This is a genomic window from Gemmiger formicilis (assembly GCF_900167555.1).
In the GTDB taxonomy this organism is placed as follows: domain Bacteria; phylum Bacillota; class Clostridia; order Oscillospirales; family Ruminococcaceae; genus Gemmiger; species Gemmiger formicilis.
Genome location: NZ_FUYF01000017.1, coordinates 12,168 through 31,079, shown reverse-complemented (window position 1 = coordinate 31,079; position 18,912 = coordinate 12,168). Strand labels below are relative to the sequence as shown.

Sequence of the window (18,912 nt, the reverse complement as noted above, 5' to 3'; positions counted from 1 at the left end):
GCGATTTTCAAAGTCTTACTGCTATAATTTAATTTCTTTTTTCTTACGTTTACAAACCGTCCGCTGTTTTCTCCTTACCCTTCGGGGTGATAGAAGAAAATGGTCCCGGAAATTTATCAAGGCATTGTTGCATACCAATCCGGTGATTCAACCGCAGCATGGACACTCGTTCAAAAATTCACACCGCTATTGAAGCACTACGCCTTTATTTTACATCGAGAAGATGGTTTTGAGGATTTGCAGTGCTACTTTTTATCATTACTCAAAACTCTATCCCTGGAACGGTTGTCTTCGACGAGTGACGGCGCTATTATAAAATACATTGCGATCTCTATGCACATCTTCGTATTTTCCCTACAAACGTCCTTTTTCCGTTTGTGGTTAGATATTATTGAAGGAGGATTTCGATTATGACTCAGAAAAGCACAAAAGCCATTCTTTCTATTGCATTATGCACTTGCTTACTGTCGGGATGCAGCATTTCTATTACACCTGCATCGTCCTCGGCATCATCCACTCCTTTATCAAATTCAGAAAACAATTCGGACACAAATTCGACGGATACATCCGCTTCAACACCCCCATCTCCAACTCCTGCTGCCACGGCTTCCGTTGATGAACCTGTCGAGTCGGCATCTGGTGATGTGCTTCCGGAGAGTACTCCCGCCCAAAATGAACAAATTTCCGTATTTCCTGATAATGAAGCGCAGAAATCCGATCTTGCTTTATATACCCAAACTTTGGGACGTTTTTTCCATTCCCCTATGCAAAGCACCAAAGATATTCCTTTAGATTATTCTTTGTCATTCTTTTTGCTATACCAGACTTTTGAAAGAAACGGCGAGGGTTCTTCTTATACACAGAATTCCAATTTTTTCTGGGAAATTCCCGAAAGCGATATTCTGCAAACCGCCGATTTATATTTAGGGCTTTCTGATCTTTCTATTTCGAGTATAACCGAGTGGCCCTTTGGTGATCCGCAAAACGGGACTTGCTATTACAGCCAAGAAACCTCTCTCCCCTACGGCGATATTACGGTAACAGATGTAACGTTCGATACGGCGGCTTCTGAAGCTCTAGTTTTTACAGAAACATCTGATAATCAATTTGAGGATTCCTCAAAACAAAAAAGCGCCTTAGTTTATCACTTCACTTACACTGATAATTCTGATGGGAATGTCGTTTATCAACTAGAGTCAATCACTTCCCAATGAATTTCCCATCATCAATCTTGTAAGACCGCTTTATCTTTTAACTGCCATCTAGCATAAGACAAGAGGCATCCCCCTTGTAGGAGAATGCCTCTTGTCTTATGCTAGGGCGTACTTTTCTCTATTAGAAGTACGCCATCGGGTTGATCCAATCACGATCAACATACCGATCAGTGCCCGTTTCAGGGTTCATATCGGTACTGTTAGCCTGCATAGCAAAGTGCAGATGAGCAGCCGAGGAATTGCCCGTATTCCCCATATAGCCAATGATCTGCCCCTTGGTGACATACTGTCCTACGCTTACGAGCGGTGCAGACTGCATGTGCATATAGATGGTTCGCAAATACGAGCCGCCATTGCTAGGTTTCGGGTTTGCGCTCTGGATAAAAACGCAGTTACCCATGGATGCGTTACCGGAGGTACCCTGAGAGGCATTCCAGTTAAATACGCGCTTAACCTTGCCAGAGCAGAATGCATAAATGGGATCACCTTCAACACCAGCAGTCACTGCACCGATATCAATACCGGTATGTCCAGAGGAATAGGACTGTGTGATACGCGTAGACTTCGTCGGCCACACATAATCGCCCGTACTGCCGCCACCGCTGGACTGGGACGCGCAAAGCTGCCAAATCTGATTGTCTGCATTGGATGCATTTTCCCACGTCAGAGCAGCACCGCTCGAATTGGATGCCGGAGTCAGGTACAGGTTTCATGACAGAAAACTTTGATTTAAGAGTCTTTGCTTACAAGGGAAACAAAGTAAGGATTAAACTATCATTAGAACGCACCAATTGCATGTTTGACCACAGATAGAGCAAAAATCGACAACTCAACTAACCATGCGGTTGCAATAGCAAAAATGAGCTTATCTGACAAACTAATAAAAATGATTGAAGGCTTCTTATTTATCTAAGGTAGGCGTTGGATTTACATTTTCTTGATTCAGAGACTCTTCAGCATCATCTGTGTGATCATGAGTCTCTATATACTTTTTGACAAATCGATTATCAGACGAATGTCTTCCGCGAAGGGTACATTGATTGTTTCTATAATATACTGCCATTATAGAATTGATTTCTGAAATAGTTAAGCCCTGCAGATGTGCGGTGAAGAAATTCATAAATCCATCAGCGGAATCAAAACCAGAAAAATTTGGAATCTTTTTGACCATCAAAAGAGAGAATTCGCCAAGATCAAAATCAGGAGAGTCCTTAACGGCATTATATAAAATTTCAGAATCTATAGATTGTTGTATGGCAGGGGCTTCCTTAAAGAATGTATAAACCGATTTTTCGCTTCTTGGATAAAATGTATGATAATATTTTAAATGATGTGGCACACTAAAAAATTGATCTACTATGTATGCAAAGATGTTTTGATTTTCTCTTACAATATCCATTATAATAGGATAATCCATAATAATTTTAATTAATGCATTTTTCCGTGGGGAAGAGTTTTCAAGTGAACTAACCGGGATTCGCAAAAAAGTGTCTAGTATCGAATCTTCTTTAAATACAGCCTGAAAACCGTGTCTTAGTATGTAACCAGTCATTACATAGGCAAACGCATATAAACCGTAGATGTTTTCAATACACTTTTCATCTTCGGATACAAATAGGAGCCGTATAAATGTTTTGTACGATTTCTTTAGTGAATCATACGTCATACGTTTTAGGTATTTATTCTCTATGTTGGCTTTTATAGACTCATCAAACTGGCTATCAGAAATATACGATATAGAATTTGTGTAGTTCTCTACATCTGCTTGAGCAATAGAAAACAGATCCATAATAAACGGGGCTTTAACAGATAAAATATGATCATACATTGAACATATTAACATTCTGGCATGATAGTCACTGGGAATATACAAAGTATTATCATCAACTTTAAGATGAGCACATTTGTTTCTACAAATTTTCAAATAATCTATATCCTCAATAAACCTATTAAAATATAAAGGACAATTATCCTTGAAAAATTGAATGATTTCGTTTTCAACCTTTGAGTACTTTTCGTCATCCGCTATCATCGCATTAATGTCTGTAAGCTTTTTATTAGCTTTGCTATCACCTTCATTTGCCATGGTTTGCAATTTCATAAACAGATCGTAGATAACAAAAGAGTATAACAAAACAATTGTTGCGCGGTAATTTTGACTATAATATGATTGCAGAATTTCTTTGAAATAAGAGCGAGAATCTGGGTTATCAAAGACGCTCAAGTCTTTTTCATCAAAAAGCATATTTTTACCTCATCAAATTATATTGTGTAAAAGAAGAATGGATAGTATGTCTAAAACGCTTATTCCTTAATCATACCATATCCGAATTAGTATCTATATATTACGCTACAAAAAAGGTAGGAAGTTATAAAGAAAAAGCAAGAAGCCACTTTTGAAAGCGGCACAAAAGGGTTCCCCTAATATCGTTCCATGAGTTCCATCTTAACCTTTACCCCTCCGTATATTCGCTTGGTGTCTTCCCATAAAATTCTTTGAACTTCCGCGAGAAGAAGTAGGGGTCATCAAAACCTACGGCGGCAGCTACTTCCTTGACATAGGCCTGCTTATTACTGCGGATCATCTCACCGGCGCGTTTCATGCGCACCTCGTTGATGTACTGGAACAGGCCGATGCCGGTCTCTTTGGAGAACAGGCGGCTCAGATATTCCCGGTTCAGCCCTACATAGTCGGCAATGCCGTCCAGCGTCAGCTTGTCCATATAATGCGCGTTTACATAGATGATGACGGCCTGCACCTCTTTTTTGAATTTGCTCAAGGCAATTTTGCTAAGTCCTATGCGCTCCTGCAAAATCAAGCAGAGCAGTTGTTCAAGAGCCTCCGCAGTGGGGGCTTTTTCTATTTCTTTAAAGGTTTGCTCCAGTGTCTCCTGCGGAATCATATTATCGCCGGGACGCTCCAGCAACAGATGGCAGGCTTCACGGACGCGCTGCGGCGGCATACAGAGTGCCGCACAATTCTGGAAGAAAGTATGAACAGCAATCTGCATCTGCAATTCATCGGCATTTTGCGCTGCTGCTGCGGTGGCCTTGGACAGTTCTGCCTGAGAGACATGGAAGGGTTGGGCGGTAACTGTGTGTGCCGTTGCCTTTATGGGAGCGCTGCACCCCACATAAAAGGCGAGCGCCTTAGAATCCTCACACAGCTGGTAGCCTTGGCGGAGTTCAGCCAGTGAAATGGGCTTGTCGTGGTAGATGATGACTGGCGCATCCAGAAAATATGTTGTGACCTGCCGTTGCAAGCGGGCAAGTTTCTTATCCAGAGTGCGCCCGGAGGCTACAAGGCTTTCATTGCTGATCAGCCCGCAGATTTCATCCTCATGGGTGTGCAGAAATACTTTGCCGCTGATTTCATCGAAAACCTCGGTAATTAAGTCGGTCACAGCATCCAGCGCGGGCATAGGATGAGTTTTTGCGGGAATTAAAGTGACGGTAAACAGCCGGATAGGAAAGGACAGCGGCTCCGGCAGCATGGAAAACGGATTAGAAGCAGGGGAGGGCTCAGCAGTGGACGTTACCCATTGGGCGCAGTGAATCAGGGCGTTCTCCTTTTTCTGCGCTTCAATGGCAAAGGATCGGTGGTCCTCCTCCGTCTGGCGCTGCTGCTGGACACGAAGCAAATCGGCCATCTTTTTCAGATGTTCACCGATGCTTTCCCCGTTCATATTGATTTTCAGGAAGTAGTCATAAGCGCCGTCCGTTAGGGCTGTGCGCACGGAATCGAAATCGGAATAGTTGCTCAATACCAAAATCGGGCCGGTAAAGCTGCGCTTTTTCAATTCATGAATGAGTGCAAGCCCATCCATACCGGGCATTTTCAAGTCCGTGATAACCGCATCAATGTGCTGTGTCTCTACAATGTGCAGCGCTTCCTGCCCATTACTGGCTGTTGCCGCCAGCAGGAATCCGTTCTTGCCCCACTCCACGGCGGACTGGAAAGCAACCTTAATCAGTGGCTCATCATCTACAAGCAATAAATTATACATTGTGTTACCTCAACGAATGGCTTCATTTGGAATACGGAGAATGCATTGTGTGCCGATGCCGGGGGCACTTTCAATCGTAAGACCGTATTCATTTCCGTAATGCAGACGCATACGCTCATCTACGTTGCTCAATCCAATGCCGGAGAAGCGCTCAGAATTTTTCTCCTTGATGGCACTGGGGTCAAAACCGCAGCCGGTATCGGAGATATGAATGCTAAGCAGGTTCTCGCTCACAGTGGCGCGGACGGTGATGGTGACAAAATCATCTTCATCCGCCGTGCCGTGCAGGATGGAGTTCTCTACAAGCGGCTGCAAAATAAAGCGCGGTACTGTCCAGTATCCGGCAGCATCTTCAATTTGGTATTCCATCTCAAAGCGCCCTGCGTAGCGCAGCTGCTGAATGTCGCAGTAGTTTTTCAGGTTGCGCAGTTCATCGTCAAACGGAATCAGTTCATCTTTTTTAATAAGGGTGCTTTGCAGCAGGGAAGAGAGGGCATCAATGCCGTGGCTGACCGGGGTGACGTGATTAAGTGTGGCGATCCACTTTAAGGTGTTCAGGGTATTGAACAGGAAGTGCGGGTTGATTTGATATTGCAGGGTCTGCAATTCCAACTCGCGCATTTTGCGCTGATCATCGCTCCAGCGCTGCGCCAGCAGACCAATTTCGTTGACCATGTTGTCGATGGTGCGCGCCAGAAATCCGAGCTCGTCGGGGCTGGTATCATTGATTTTCAGCCCGATTTTCTCATCGCTTTTCGCATTGCAGGCGGCAACCATGTTGTCAATAGGGTGCATAACGCTGCGATAGACAAGCAGTGTCAGGAACAAGCTGACAACGACCAGCACTGCGGCCAGCGCGATGAGCATCATATTGATGGTTTTTGTGCCGTTGGTAATGTAGGCCTGCGGAATTGTGGCTGCCAGATATACATTATAGGTCGTGTTGTATTTGAAAATCGTCAGCGTATCTACGCCGTTCAGCTCACATAAAAAGTTGTTTTCACCCGCCTGACGATGCGCCGTGATCTGCTGGAAAATCGGGTCATCGGCCAAATCTTCTCCCAGCAGTTCCGCGTTCTGAGAAGAAACCACATTGCCGACAGCATCGATCAGCAGGAAGTTGGATCCCTCGCCAAAGGAAACATCGGTAAATATGTAGCGGCTTAGCTGGGATTCGTCAATGTACAGCATGATATACCCCAGCGGCGTGCTGGTGTGGTGCATATCATAGATTTTACGGCCAATGACAATTTTATCGTTGGCGCGGTAAGTGTGGATGTATTGCAGACTATCCTGCGGAGAGGCGGCTTCAATATTATCCAGCAATTCATTAAAACGCTGGGGTGTAATATCGTCATAGCCCAAATCGTAGATGACTGTGCGGTCATTGGAAACGACGCGGATGTTTTTAAGGTGTGTGCTCTGAAAAGGAATTGTGACGATCATTTTACCAATGCCGCTTACAATATCACTCGTAAGGGGGTGCCCATTATTGACAGATGCGACACCATTCTGTACAGTATCAGATACGGAGATGGAACCTATGTAGTCGCTATAAATGCCAAGCTGGGTAGACATATTATTATTGAGTAGTTCGATAGATTGTAAGGCAGCCTGTTTGACCTTTTCGTTCATGGATTGGGTGTATGCATGGTAAGAAAAAATACCAATCGTGATGACGGGAACAAGAGAAATAATCAAAAATGTCACAAACAGACGGGTGCGAAGTTTGATTCGTCGCAACACATTGGGGAAAAACTCACGCGTTTTTTGTGCATTTAGTGACATATATAGGCCTCCGTTTGTGCAAAGTGACTACAATCTATCCATACATTACCTGAATTATAAGGGCAACGACAGAAAAAGTCAATAAAATCCATCTTTAAGTAAAGGGAATACATTTATCAAATCCGGCTTGCCCGATATAATAAGAGTGCAATCAGGGAACGACAGATGAGCCGCATCCCAAACAAAGAAGGAATAATTTTTAGGAGGAAAACTATGAAAAAAGCAATCAGCATGATGCTTGCCACTGCAATGGCAGCTACCTGTCTGGCAGGCTGCGGCAGCGCAGCATCTTCCAGCGCGGCAGCATCCAGTGAGGCCGCTTCTTCCGAAGCAACGTCCGCCGCTACCAGCGAAGCCTCTACCGGTGAGAAGACCTTTGAGAACAATGAACTGAACATCGCGGTGTTCGAGGGCGGCTACGGTTCCGAGTACTGGGACGAAATCATCAAACGCTTTGAGGCCGCTTATCCCGGCGTTACTGTCAATATGCAGATCAGCCCGAAGATCGGCGACATCATCCGCCCGCAGATCGTGGCAGGCAATGTTCCCGACTTCATCTCGATGAACGACAACGACTCCACCGGCCTGATTTCCTCTATGGTCAAGGAGCATGCGCTGATGGATCTGTCCGATGTCTTTGAAGAGGGCGGCATTGATGATGACACCCCGCTGAAGGATCAGGTTATCGATGGTCTGCTGGATTCTGCCAAGTGCTCTCCCTACGGCGATGGCAAAATCTACATTGCCCCGTTTGATGCCAGCCCGATGGGTCTGGTTTACAACAAGACCCTGTTCGAAGAGAACGGCTGGGAAACGCCTGTGACCTGGGATGACTTCTTTGAACTGGGCGAAAAGGCCAAGGAAAAGGGTATCGCGCTGTTTACCTATCAGGGCATCTACCCCGGCTACCTCGAAAGCATGCTGTGGCCCGCGCTGGCTTCTGCCACCGGCATCGACAACATGAAGGCAATCGCCTCCTACACGCCCGGCTCCCTCAGCTCTGATGAGGCCCTCAAGGTCTTCCAGAACATGGCAAAGATCGGCACCGATGGCTACCTGATGGATGGCACCGTTGCTCTGAACCATACCCAGAGCCAGACTGACATGATGATGAACAAGGCTCTGTTCATCCCCAACGGCAACTGGATGGAAGGCGAAATGGCCGATGCTCCCCGTGCTGACGGCTTTGAGTTTGGTCTGACCTGCGCACCCGTTCTGGATGACGGCGAGACCCGCTATGTTATGAGCTCCGTTGAGCAGTTTGAGATTCCTGCCAACGCCAAGAACCCCGAACTGGCAAAAGAGTTCCTGCGCTTCCTGTACACTGAGGATTCCGTTAAGCTGTTCGCAGAAAAAGCCAACGGCATCTACGCTCTGAAGAAGGCCAACGAGATGGTCAAGGGCATCGTTACCGATGGTGTCTACAACATGAACGACATCTATCAGGAAGGCACGTTCATGGTCTTCGGTTGGGATGCAATGCCCGACACCAGCAAGGTCGTTATCGCTGATTCCGTCTTCAATGTTGCCAGTGACGTTATGAATGGTGACATGACTGCCGAGCAGTGGCGTGACGGCATCGAGGCTGCTTTCAAGGAGATTGCTGCTTCCAAGTAAGCTGAATTGCTGAATTTCCACTGACCAAAGTAAGATTGACCCTGCCGAGTAAACGCCATGCGAACTTGGCAGGGTTCTTTTTAAGGGGGAAACTTGTTTGAAAAACCGCCAAAATCGCCAAAAAAAGGCGCAGCCACTTCCTGTACTGTTTGTCTGCATCAGCGTTCTGCCTGCCGTGATCCTAACTCTTATGTTCACGATCTGGCCTACGGCGCAGGCATTATATCTTTCTTTTACCAATGCGACCTCTCTGGGGCTTAACAACAAATTTGTGGGACTGGATAACTATATCTATATGTTCCACGACAAATCTTTCATTCAAGCACTTATAAACACAGCAAAGCTGATGGCGGTTGTTCCCGTTATCACAATTTTCTGTAGTCTGGTGCTGGCATTCGTTTTGAACCAGTGCAAGCTGAAAGAAATGGTCTTGTATCGCACGATTTTCTATTTCCCGAACATCGTTTCTCTGACCGTTGTAGGTATTATCTGGAGTTTTGTGTTCCACCCGAATGTGGGCATCGTCAATAAGATTCTCGGTGCTGTCGGGCTAGAGAGCTTGCAGCGTTCCTGGCTGGGCGACAGCAAGACCGCACTTTGGTGCATCGCGTTCACGCTGCTGTGGCAGGCTGCCGGCTATTACATGGTCATGCATATCGCGGCGATGGACGGCATTTCGCCGGAAATCTACGAGTCCGCAACGCTGGACGGTGCCAGCGCATGGCGCAAGCTCGTCAGTATTACGATGCCTCTGATGAAAGATATTATCGGCATCACCTTTGTTCTGGCGCTTTCCGGCACCATCAACCTGAGCTTTGTTCTCTCGCAGGTCATGACCGGCGGCGGTCCTAACGGTGCATCCAGCGTTCTGCTGCAATATATGTACACGCAGGGCTTTGTCAACGGCAACTTTGGCTATGCCATGGCCATCACGGTCTTTACGCTTGCTATCTCCGTGGCGCTGTCCATGCTGTCCCGCAAATTGACCGATGCTTCCGAAGGAGGTCAGTAATATGACACAAAATGAAAAAAGCAAAATCAGAGCAAAGGTCATCAAGTGGGTGACGCGCCTGTTCCTGATTTTGGTTGCCATTATCATGCTGTACCCTCTGGCGTGGAACGTCGTTTCTTCGTTCAAAACCAGCACTGAATTTCTGACGGATCCCTTTGCATGGCCGCAGGGCTTCGCGTGGGATAACTACGCCCGCGCTTATGAAAAGTCTAACCTTGCTGCCAATATCGGCAACTCGATTTATGTCGTGCTGGAAACGCTGGTCATTATTGTAGTCTGCGTTGTGCCGTGCTCCTACTGCCTTGTGCGGTATAAGTTCCCCGGCGCGAAGTTGATTTTGAACATCTACATGGCGGCCATCTTCATTCAGGCTACTTATATTATGATCCCGCTGTTCTTGCAGATGAACAAGCTGAACCTGCTCAACAGCCTGACGGCGCTGGGTGTGCTGTATGCAACCATGCAGTTCCCGTTCGCAATCTTCCTGTTGACCGGCTTCCTTCGCAGCATCCCGCGCGATTACGAGGAAGCTGCCATGATCGACGGCTGCGGTCCGTTCCGCATTCTGACGAGCATTATCATTCCTATGTGCAAACCCGGCATCGTGACGGTCTGCATGATCTCCGCTATGGCTGCATGGAACGAGTACCCGGTGGCTCTCGTTATGGTTACCGATCCGACCAAGGCTACGCTGCCTGTCGGCCTTGCCAACCTGTATGAGATCCAGCGCTACGCTACCGACTGGGGCGCGCTGTTCGCAGCCCTCGTGTTGGCACTGATTCCCACTGTCATCCTCTTCATCGTCGGCCAGAAGCAGCTCGTGCAGGGCTTGAGCGTCGGCGGCGTTAAGGGCTAAACAAAATCGAATAGGTTAGGAGAACCGATATGCTGCCCCCGAAACATTGCAACATCAATTTGACCGGCCCAATACCCCGCTGGGATGAAGCAATTCCACTGGGGAACGGCATACTCGGTTCTCTTTTTTGGGGGCCGATGGAGCACCTGCGCATTTCCGTGGACATTGCCGGACTGTGGCTGCGCCGCCGCCCGGAGGAAAAACTCGATAAAGAATTTACTTATGCAAAACTGGTAGAGCTTGCACGGAAAGGCGATGTGGCAGAAACACGCCGTATCTTTGATACGCCCTATGCCCGCCCGACACCTACAAAAATCCCCGCGGGACACTTGTTCTTGGATGGACTGCCGCAGGGCAGCTATCAGGCAAGCCTTGATTTGGGTACAGCGGTGGCATCCTTTTCGCAAAAGGGTACAACCATTCTGCGTGCTTTCCTCTGTATGGGGCGGCCTGTTGGGGTACTGATGCTGCCGGAGGCGTACCGGGATGCAGAGCTCACGGTGGAGCGCCTCTCTTTCGGGAATGGCACGCAGGCAGCCGAAGCGGGCAACAGCGTGTCTCCCGGCAGCTTGCAGCAGCTCGCCCTGCCGGATGCTATCCCCGAAACAGAGGATGGCATGATTGGCTTTTCCCAAAAGGTCGATGATCGGACTGCCTATACGCTGCTCTGCAAAAAATTCGGCACAACGCTGTATTATACCGCCGTGCAGGCAGAAAACGTAGAAAAAGCAAGCCGACTGGCGAAGCTGGAACTATGTGCAGCAGAAGATATGGGCGCCGAGAAGTTGCTGCAACAGCATAAACGCTGGTGGCAGCAATACTGGGGGAAAAGCAGTTTGCAGCTGTCGGATGAAACACTCGAACAGCTTTGGTACCGCGCCAATTACTTTTTGGCAGCTGGTTCCGAGCCGGGCAATGCCCCGATGCCGCTGCAAGGGGTATGGTGCGCGGATGACAATCAGCTCCCACCGTGGAAAGGGGATTACCACAACGACCTCAACACCCAATTCACCTACTGTCACTATCTGACTGCCAACCACCCGGAGCAGGGAAAGGTTTTTCTCGACTATCTCTGGTCGCTGCGCCCGCAGGCGGCAAAGTTTTCCCGTGCATTTTACGGCACAGCAGGGGAGTGCCTGCCCAGTGTCATGGACATTGACGGCGGAGCGCTCGGCGGCTGGCCGATGTATTCCCTGTCACCGACCAATCAAATCTGGCTCTGCCAGATGTTTTATGAATACTACCGCCTGACGGGGGATAAAGAGTTTCTGCGTACCCGCGTGGAGCCTTACTTTACCGCCACGGCAGCCTGCCTGGAAGAACTCCTCCAAGAAGGCCCGGACGGAAAGCTGGTTTTACCGGTCTCGTCCTCACCGGAAATTCACGATGATGAGGCAGCCTCATGGCTGACTCCTAACAGCAACTATGATCTAGCGCTGCTGCACTATCTGTTCCACACTCTGGTACAGATCGAGTACCAGCTTGGCAACCCCCGCGGCTATTGGCATGCAATGGAGGCCAAACTTGCTCCGTTGAGCGTAGATACAGAAACCGGGCTGATGCTTTCACCTGATGAAACCTTGCAGGAAACGCACCGCCATTTTTCTCACGCTATGGCAATCGAACCGCTGTGTATGCTGAGCTATGAAAACCCGCAGGATCGAAGCGTAATAGATGCAACGGTAGACCATCTTGTACATCTCGGCAGCGGGCAGTGGGTAGGATTCTCCTTCGGCTGGATGGCACTTTTGCAAATCGCCCGCAGCGATGGAAATGGTGCTTTGTATGAACTGCACCGCTTCGCAGAGCATTTCCTGAGCCCGAACGGATTCCATTTGAACGGCGACTACAAAAACAGCGGCGTTTGTGATTTCCACTATCGCCCCTTTACGCTGGAAGCGGATTTTCTGGCGGCACACGCCGTACAGAAAATGCTGTTGCGTTCCGAAAAGAATCATATCGAGGTTTTACCGGCCTGCCCGCAGGGCTGGAAAAATGAACCTGTTGCATTTCAGAATTTGCGGGCAGAAAATGGTCTGCTGATTTCTTATCAGCGGACAGCAGACGGCAAGCACAGCCTTACCGTAAAAGCAACACAGGACGGAAGCTGGTATCTTTGCAACACGCATTGCTGGGTCACCTTGCAGGCCGGACAAGCTCAATCTTACCAATGGACGGAGGAAAATAAGAAATGAATACCAAAGGTCGTGTAACGATTCCCACCGATATGGACGCAGTACCCGAAACCCTTGACCTGCTCAAGCGCTGGGGCGCGGATGCCATCCGCGACTGCGACGGCACCGAATTCCCGCAGGAGCTGAAGGACACCGGAGCCAAGATCTACGCCACCTATTACACCACCCGCAAGGACAACGCCTGGGCGAAGGCGAACCCCGATGAAACGCAGCAGTGCTACATTATGACCCCGTTCTACACCGCCGAGGACGGCGCGCTGACCATCCCTCTGATGACCGGCATCAGCCGTGAGCTGATGAAGGTCAACGACCACGATGATATTGCCCGCTGGTGGGAGGTCATAGATCGCACGACGGGTGAGCCTGTCCCCACCGCCGACTGGCACTATGATGCCGCCAGCGAAAGCGTTGCCATCGATGCCCCCGCTGCCTACCATGAGTACACGGTCAGCTTTTTGGCGTACCTGATCTGGGACCCCGTCCACATGTACAACTCGGTCATCAATGACTGGAAGGATGTCGAACACCAGATCCCGTTCGATGTGCGCCAGCCCAAGACCCACGCCTACACGATGCGCCGCCTGCGCGAATATCTCGAAAGCCACCCCTATGTCAATGTCGTTCGCTTTACGACCTTCTTCCACTTGTTCACGCTGGTGTTTGACGAGCTGCGCCGCGAGAAGTATGTGGACTGGTACGGCTATTCTGCCTCCGTTTCTCCCTACATTCTGGAACAGTTTGAAAAAGAAGTCGGCTACAAATTTCGCCCCGAGTTCATCATCGACCAGGGCTACTATAACAACCAGTACCGCGTGCCCAGCAAGGAATACAAGGATTTTCAGGCATTCCAGCGCCGCGAGGTCGCCGGGCTGATGAAGGAAATGACCGACATCGTCCACGCCTACGGCAAGGAAGCCATGATGTTCCTGGGCGACCACTGGATTGGCTGCGAGCCGTTCATGCCCGAATTCCAGAAGTCCGGCGTGGATGCCATTGTCGGCAGTGTCGGCAACGGCAGCACCCTGCGCCTGATTTCCGACATCCCCGGTGTCAAGTACACCGAGGGCCGCTTCCTGCCCTACTTCTTCCCCGATACCTTCCACGAGGGCGGCGACCCTGTGCGCGAGGCCAAGGAAAACTGGGTCACCGCGCGCCGCGCCATCCTGCGCAAGCCCATTGACCGCATCGGCTACGGCGGTTACCTGAAGCTGGCCTGCGAGTTCCCGGAATTTCTCGATTATGTCGAGAGCGTCTGCAACGAGTTCCGCGAGCTGTACGAGAACATCAAGGGTACCACGCCCTACTGCGTCAAGACCGTGGCTGTTCTGAACAGCTGGGGGCAGCAGCGCGCCTGGGGCTGCCACATGGTCCACCATGCGCTGTACCAGAAGCAGAATTACAGCTATGCGGGCGTTATCGAGGCGCTGTCCGGTGCGCCGTTTGATGTGAAGTTCATCAGCTTTGACGACATCAAGGCTGACCCGAAGGTGCTGGACGGCATTGACGTCCTCATCAACGTCGGTGACGGCGACACCGCCCACACCGGCGGCAAGGTTTGGGAGGATCCGGATGTTTCCGCTACCGTCAAGGGCTTTGTCCATCGCGGCGGCGGTCTGATCGGTGTCGGCGAGCCGGGCGGCCATCAGTATCAGGGCCGTTATTTGCAGCTGGCCGCGCCGCTTGGCGTGGAGAAGGAAACCGGCTTTACCTTGAACTACGACAAGTACAACTGGGACGAGCACCGCGACCACTTTATTCTGGCCGACTGCCCCGACCATGACGTGGACTTTGGCGAGGGCAAAAAGAGTATCTTCGCGCTGGAAGGCACCGAAATCCTCATTCAGCGTGACAAAGAAGTCCAGATGGCCGCCCACGAATACGGCCAGGGCCGCGGCGTCTATATCAGCGGTCTGCCCTACAGCTTCGTGAACAACCGCGTGCTGTACCGCGCCATTCTGTGGGCCGCCCACGATGAAGCTGACCTGCACAAGTGGTTCAGCACGAACTACAACGTGGAAGTTCATGCCTACGTCAAGAACGGCAAGTACTGTGTGGTCAACAACACCTACGAGCCGCAGGATACCACGGTTTACACCGGCGACGGCAGCAGTTTTGACCTGCATCTGGACGCCAACGAGATCAAGTGGTACAGCATTGAGGGGTAATAGAATGAGAACACCCGAAGAACAGATCCGCTATGCAGCCTCTATCACGCCAAGCCTGCGCCAGTTGGCATGGCAGCAGCTTGAATTTTACGCCTTTACCCATTTCGGCATGAATACCTTCACGAACCGCGAGTGGGGCGACGGCACCGAAGACCCGGCGCTGTTCAACCCCGATGCGCTGGATGCCGACCAGTGGGTTGCCGCAGTCAAAAGTGCCGGCATGAAGGCGCTAATTTTGACCTGTAAGCACCATGACGGCTTCTGCCTGTGGCCGAGCGCCTACACGGAGCATAGCGTCAAGAACAGCCCGTGGAAAGACGGTAAGGGCGATGTTGTGCGCGAAGTCTCGGATGCCTGTCGGCGCGGAGGTATCAAGTTTGGCGTCTATCTCTCCCCGTGGGATCGCCACGATGCACGCTATGGGCAGGGAAAACCGTATGATGATTATTTCGTTTCCCAGCTGACCGAGCTTTCAACAAACTATGGTGATATTTTCTGCTTCTGGTTTGACGGGGCCTGCGGCGAGGGCAAAAACGGCAAAAAGCAAATTTACGATTGGGAACGCTACTATGCAGTGCTGCGTAAATTGCAACCGAATGCGGTTTTGAATGTCTGCGGCCCCGATGTGCGCTGGTGCGGCAACGAGGCAGGGCATTGCCGGAAAGCTGAATGGAGCGTGGTTCCCGCAGAGCTGCGGGATGCAGAGCGCACGGCATCCAAATCGCAGCAGGCGGATGACGGAAAATTTTCCCGTAAAATTGACTCTCAGGACGAGGACATCGGCAGCAGAGCGGTTATCCGCAATGCAAGAGAACTTGTCTGGTATCCGTCCGAGGTGGATACCTCCATCCGAACAGGTTGGTTTTACCACCCGGAGGAGGACACTGACGTGCGCACGGCAGGCGAATTGCTGGACATCTATCTGGATGCCGTCGGTGCGAACGCCAGCCTGCTGCTGAACATTCCGCCTGATACGCATGGGCGTATTGCCGCGGCGGACTGCGCCAGCCTTGCGGAGCTGGGTGCTAAAATCCGGCAGATTTTTGCCGACAACGTAACAGAAAAGGCGGAAATTACGGCAGATTCTGCGATTGCGCAGCACCCCATCACACAGGCTGTGGACGGTATGGCAAATACCTATTGGCAGGCTGCCTACGGACAAGAATCCGATACGATTACTTTGAAATTCCCGGAGCTGCAGAAGGTTTCCTGTGTTGTGCTGGGCGAGCATCTTCCAACGGGACAGCGCATAGAAAGCGGCGAGATTTGGGCAGACGGAAGCAAGGCTGCCGAATTTACGGTAGTGGGACATAAGCGTATCTGCCGCTTTACCCCCGTGGATGTGCAGACGCTTACCATAAAGATCACCGCTTCTCGCACGGAACCAACTCTGCGGCTGCTGGAAGTCTATCAGTAAGGATGCAGGCAAAAGAGGCGTGCTGCGTTGCTGCGGCACGCCTTTCCCTGCCAAAATATAGATGAGGGGTTGGTATGGATAAACGCCCTAATATTATCCTGCTTATGGCAGACCAGATGCGCGGCGATTGCCTTGGTATTGCCGGACACCCGGATGTAAAAACACCGTTTCTCGATGCACTGACCGCAGAGGGCGTGCGCTATGAAAACGCCTATTCTGCCTGTCCGACCTGTGTTCCCGCGCGGGCCTCTCTTTATACAGGTATGTCACAGGAACACACCGGCCGCGTCGGGTATGAGGATTTAGTGCCGTGGAACTATACCCACACGCTGGCTGGGGAACTGAGCAAGGCGGGCTATTATACGCAGTGCGTCGGTAAAATGCACGTCCACCCGCTGCGCAATAATTTGGGATTCAACGATGTACGGCTGCATGATGGCTATCTCCATGCCTACCGCCGCCCCACTACGCCCAGTTATGAAGACCAGCGTGTGGCCGATGACTATTATTGGTGGCTCAAGCAGCAGCTTGGTGTGGATGCAGACCCCGTAGATACTGGCTTGGACTGCAACAGCTGGGTGGTTCGTCCGTGGATTTACGAAGAAAAGTACCATCCCACCAACTGGGTCGCCAGTGAGTGCCGGGATTTTCTGCGCCGCCGTGACCGTTCTAAACCTTTTTTCTTGATGGCCAGCTTCGTGCGGCCACATCCGCCGCTGGACGCCCCGGAATATTATTTGAATTTGTACAAAGATAAGCCGCTGGCCGAACCTTGGCACGGAGACTGGAACGACTGCGTCCGCTGGGAGCGCGACGGTCACAGTTACCATGCCCAGACTGCACCCTCGGATGAAAGCTATATTCAGCAGCTGCGGGCGGGCTATTATGCTGCCATCACCCATATGGATCATCAAATCGGACGCTTGATTTCCGCGCTGGTGGAAGAACAGATTACGGATAGCACCGTGATTTTGTTTGTCTCCGACCACGGTGAAATGCTGGGCGACCATTTGATGTTCCAGAAAGCAAAGCCATTCCAAGGCAGTATCCATGTACCACTGTTTATCTCCGGGCCGGAGCGTTACATCGGAAAGTGCGGCACGGTTCGCACCGACTTGGTCGAGCTGCGCGACGTTATGCCCACACTGCTGGAACTGGCGGGCGCACCCATTCCAGAAACCGTGGACGGCACGAGCCTATTGCACCCCGTCGAACGCGAATACCTGCACGGGGAACACACGCTGGGTGAAGATTCCATGCACTTTATCCTGACAAAAGAGGACAAATATATCTGGTACTCGCAGACCGGGCGGGAACTGTACTTCTACCTGCGCGATGACCCGCACGAAACAAAAAATGTACTGGACGAAAACCCGGAGCGTGTGGCCGAACTGCGTGCCCTGCTGATCGACGCCTTAAAGAACCGCGAAGAACAGTACACAGACGGTCATACCTTGTTTGTGGGCAAAACGCCCCTGACCGTATTGCAGAACACCGAGGTGTTATGAAGCAGCTTCAATTTCTGATAAAACCCGCAGCCGGATTTTGCAATATGCGCTGCCACTATTGCTTTTATCGGGATGAGCAGCAAAACCGCAGCACTTCCGAAGATTGCATGATGACCTTGCAGACAGCCGAGATATTGATACGGCGCTGTTTTGCGGAACTTGACCAAGGCGGCTTTGTTTCGTTTGCCTTTCAAGGCGGAGAACCAACCTTAGCAGGGCTGGATTTCTTTCGGTTCTTTACGCAGACAGTGCGAAAGTACAACCAAAAGCGTGTAACGGTGCAGTACGCCATCCAGACAAACGGCCTTGCTGTTGCCGAAGAATGGGCGAGATTTTTCCGCGAAGAGAACTTCCTTGTTGGTATCAGCTTAGACGGTACGCCAGATGTACATGATGCTTTGCGCCCGGATGCTTCCGGCGACGGAACATGGGCAAGGGTCATGCAGACGATCGAACTGCTGCATCGATACGGCGTGGAGTGCAATCTTTTATGTGTCGTCACCAAACAGTTGGCAAAAAAAGCGGAGCGCGTGTATAAGTCCATGAAGGCTACAGGGGTGCGCTATTTGCAGTTCATTCCTTGTCTGGACCCGCTGGGCATGCCGCAGGGGCAGCAGAACTACTCCCTCACGCCAGAGCTGTACGCGCGGTTCCTGTGCGCCCTGTTTGATGCCTGGTATCGAGACTGGAAAACCAGCACCTATGTCAGCGTCCGCCTGTTTGAGGATTATATCCATTTGCTCATGGGTGGCCCGGCGGTGACCTGTTCCACGACCGGCCGCTGCGGCGGCTATATGGTCGTGGAGGGTAGCGGTGTGGTGTACCCGTGCGACTTTTTCTGCCTGGATGCCTACAAACTCGGAACCGTGCAAGCCGACACCCTGCATTCGCTGCTTGCCAGTGAAAAAATGCGGGTGTTTATCGCTGACGGCTGGCAGATCCCCGCAGAATGTCAGCCATGCAGATGGGTACACCTGTGCCGCGGCGGCTGCAAGCGTGACTGTGATCCCGCCGACAAAGCGCAGCGCAGCTACTACTGCAAAGCCCTGCAAAAGTTTTTCGCCTATGCGGAACTGCGCCTGTGCGAGATGGCCCGCGCCGTGCAGATGTATCGCTGAAAAAGGAGACCGATT

At 50.8% G+C, this 18,912-nt stretch carries 14 protein-coding genes; 10 read left to right on the top strand and 4 right to left on the bottom strand.

The genetic code is table 11. From position 1 onward, the window contains the following. Positions 1-99 precede the first annotated feature (99 nt). Together B5D32_RS14990 and B5D32_RS14985 are read left to right on the top strand one after the other, a co-directional pair. Positions 100-414 carry a hypothetical protein gene (locus tag B5D32_RS14990; protein WP_143402746.1) on the top strand — a complete coding sequence of 105 codons (315 nt, stop codon included), beginning with the start codon at positions 100-102 and terminating at the stop codon, positions 412-414. Continuing rightward, positions 411-1,214 (top strand): hypothetical protein, encoded by an 804-nt coding sequence (locus B5D32_RS14985; protein ID WP_143402745.1) that lies wholly within the window; start codon positions 411-413, stop codon positions 1,212-1,214. The genes B5D32_RS14990 and B5D32_RS14985 overlap by 4 nt, the downstream gene beginning before the upstream one ends. Positions 1,215-1,335: 121 nt before the next feature. Here B5D32_RS14985 and B5D32_RS15685 read toward each other — a convergent pair whose 3' ends face one another. From B5D32_RS15685 to B5D32_RS11575, 4 genes are all read right to left on the bottom strand, one after another. Then, on the bottom strand, positions 1,336-1,791 hold the full coding sequence (locus B5D32_RS15685) for a M23 family metallopeptidase (RefSeq protein WP_159447035.1): 456 nt from the start codon (positions 1,789-1,791) through the stop codon (positions 1,336-1,338). A gap of 324 nt (positions 1,792-2,115) precedes the next feature. Continuing rightward, a complete protein-coding gene (locus B5D32_RS11585; RefSeq protein ID WP_078785187.1) occupies positions 2,116-3,459 on the bottom strand; it encodes a hypothetical protein in 1,344 nt (447 codons plus the stop codon). Positions 3,460-3,667: 208 nt separating this feature from the next. Next, on the bottom strand, positions 3,668-5,221 hold the full coding sequence (locus B5D32_RS11580) for a response regulator (RefSeq protein ID WP_078785186.1): 1,554 nt from the start codon (positions 5,219-5,221) through the stop codon (positions 3,668-3,670). Positions 5,222-5,230: 9 nt separating this feature from the next. After that, on the bottom strand, positions 5,231-6,667 hold the full coding sequence (locus B5D32_RS11575; protein WP_242943455.1) for a sensor histidine kinase: 1,437 nt from the start codon (positions 6,665-6,667) through the stop codon (positions 5,231-5,233). Between the two features lie 555 nt (positions 6,668-7,222). On the opposite strand from B5D32_RS11575, the gene B5D32_RS11570 reads away from it, so the two are divergent. The 8 genes from B5D32_RS11570 to B5D32_RS11535 all read left to right on the top strand — a co-directional run bounded on the left by B5D32_RS11570 (position 7,223) and on the right by B5D32_RS11535 (position 18,897). Beyond that, positions 7,223-8,626, top strand: a complete 1,404-nt coding sequence (locus B5D32_RS11570) for a carbohydrate ABC transporter substrate-binding protein (RefSeq protein ID WP_078785184.1) — start codon at positions 7,223-7,225, stop codon at positions 8,624-8,626. Positions 8,627-8,723: 97 nt separating this feature from the next. Further along, complete coding sequence (locus B5D32_RS11565) at positions 8,724-9,638, top strand: carbohydrate ABC transporter permease (RefSeq protein ID WP_242943454.1); 915 nt, start codon at positions 8,724-8,726, stop codon at positions 9,636-9,638. Position 9,639: 1 nt separating this feature from the next. Continuing rightward, on the top strand, positions 9,640-10,494 hold the full coding sequence (locus B5D32_RS11560) for a carbohydrate ABC transporter permease (protein ID WP_078785183.1): 855 nt from the start codon (positions 9,640-9,642) through the stop codon (positions 10,492-10,494). A 29-nt stretch (positions 10,495-10,523) separates the two neighbouring features. After that, positions 10,524-12,689, top strand: coding sequence for a glycosyl hydrolase family 95 catalytic domain-containing protein (locus B5D32_RS11555; protein WP_078785182.1), 2,166 nt, complete (start codon positions 10,524-10,526; stop codon positions 12,687-12,689). Continuing rightward, entirely contained in the window at positions 12,686-14,854 is a 2,169-nt protein-coding gene (gnpA, locus tag B5D32_RS11550) for a 1,3-beta-galactosyl-N-acetylhexosamine phosphorylase (RefSeq protein WP_078785181.1), read from the top strand. The genes B5D32_RS11555 and gnpA overlap by 4 nt, the downstream gene beginning before the upstream one ends. A gap of 4 nt (positions 14,855-14,858) precedes the next feature. Beyond that, positions 14,859-16,271: an alpha-L-fucosidase gene (locus tag B5D32_RS11545; RefSeq protein WP_078785180.1), complete on the top strand. Its 1,413-nt coding sequence runs from the start codon at positions 14,859-14,861 to the stop codon at positions 16,269-16,271. A 74-nt stretch (positions 16,272-16,345) separates the two neighbouring features. Beyond that, the gene (locus B5D32_RS11540) at positions 16,346-17,779 is read left to right on the top strand and encodes an arylsulfatase (RefSeq protein ID WP_078785179.1); all 1,434 of its coding nucleotides are present in this window, start codon (positions 16,346-16,348) and stop codon (positions 17,777-17,779) included. Next, positions 17,776-18,897, top strand: a complete 1,122-nt coding sequence (locus tag B5D32_RS11535; RefSeq protein WP_078785178.1) for an anaerobic sulfatase maturase — start codon at positions 17,776-17,778, stop codon at positions 18,895-18,897. Before B5D32_RS11540 ends, B5D32_RS11535 begins: the two co-directional genes overlap by 4 nt. Positions 18,898-18,912: the final 15 nt, after the last annotated feature.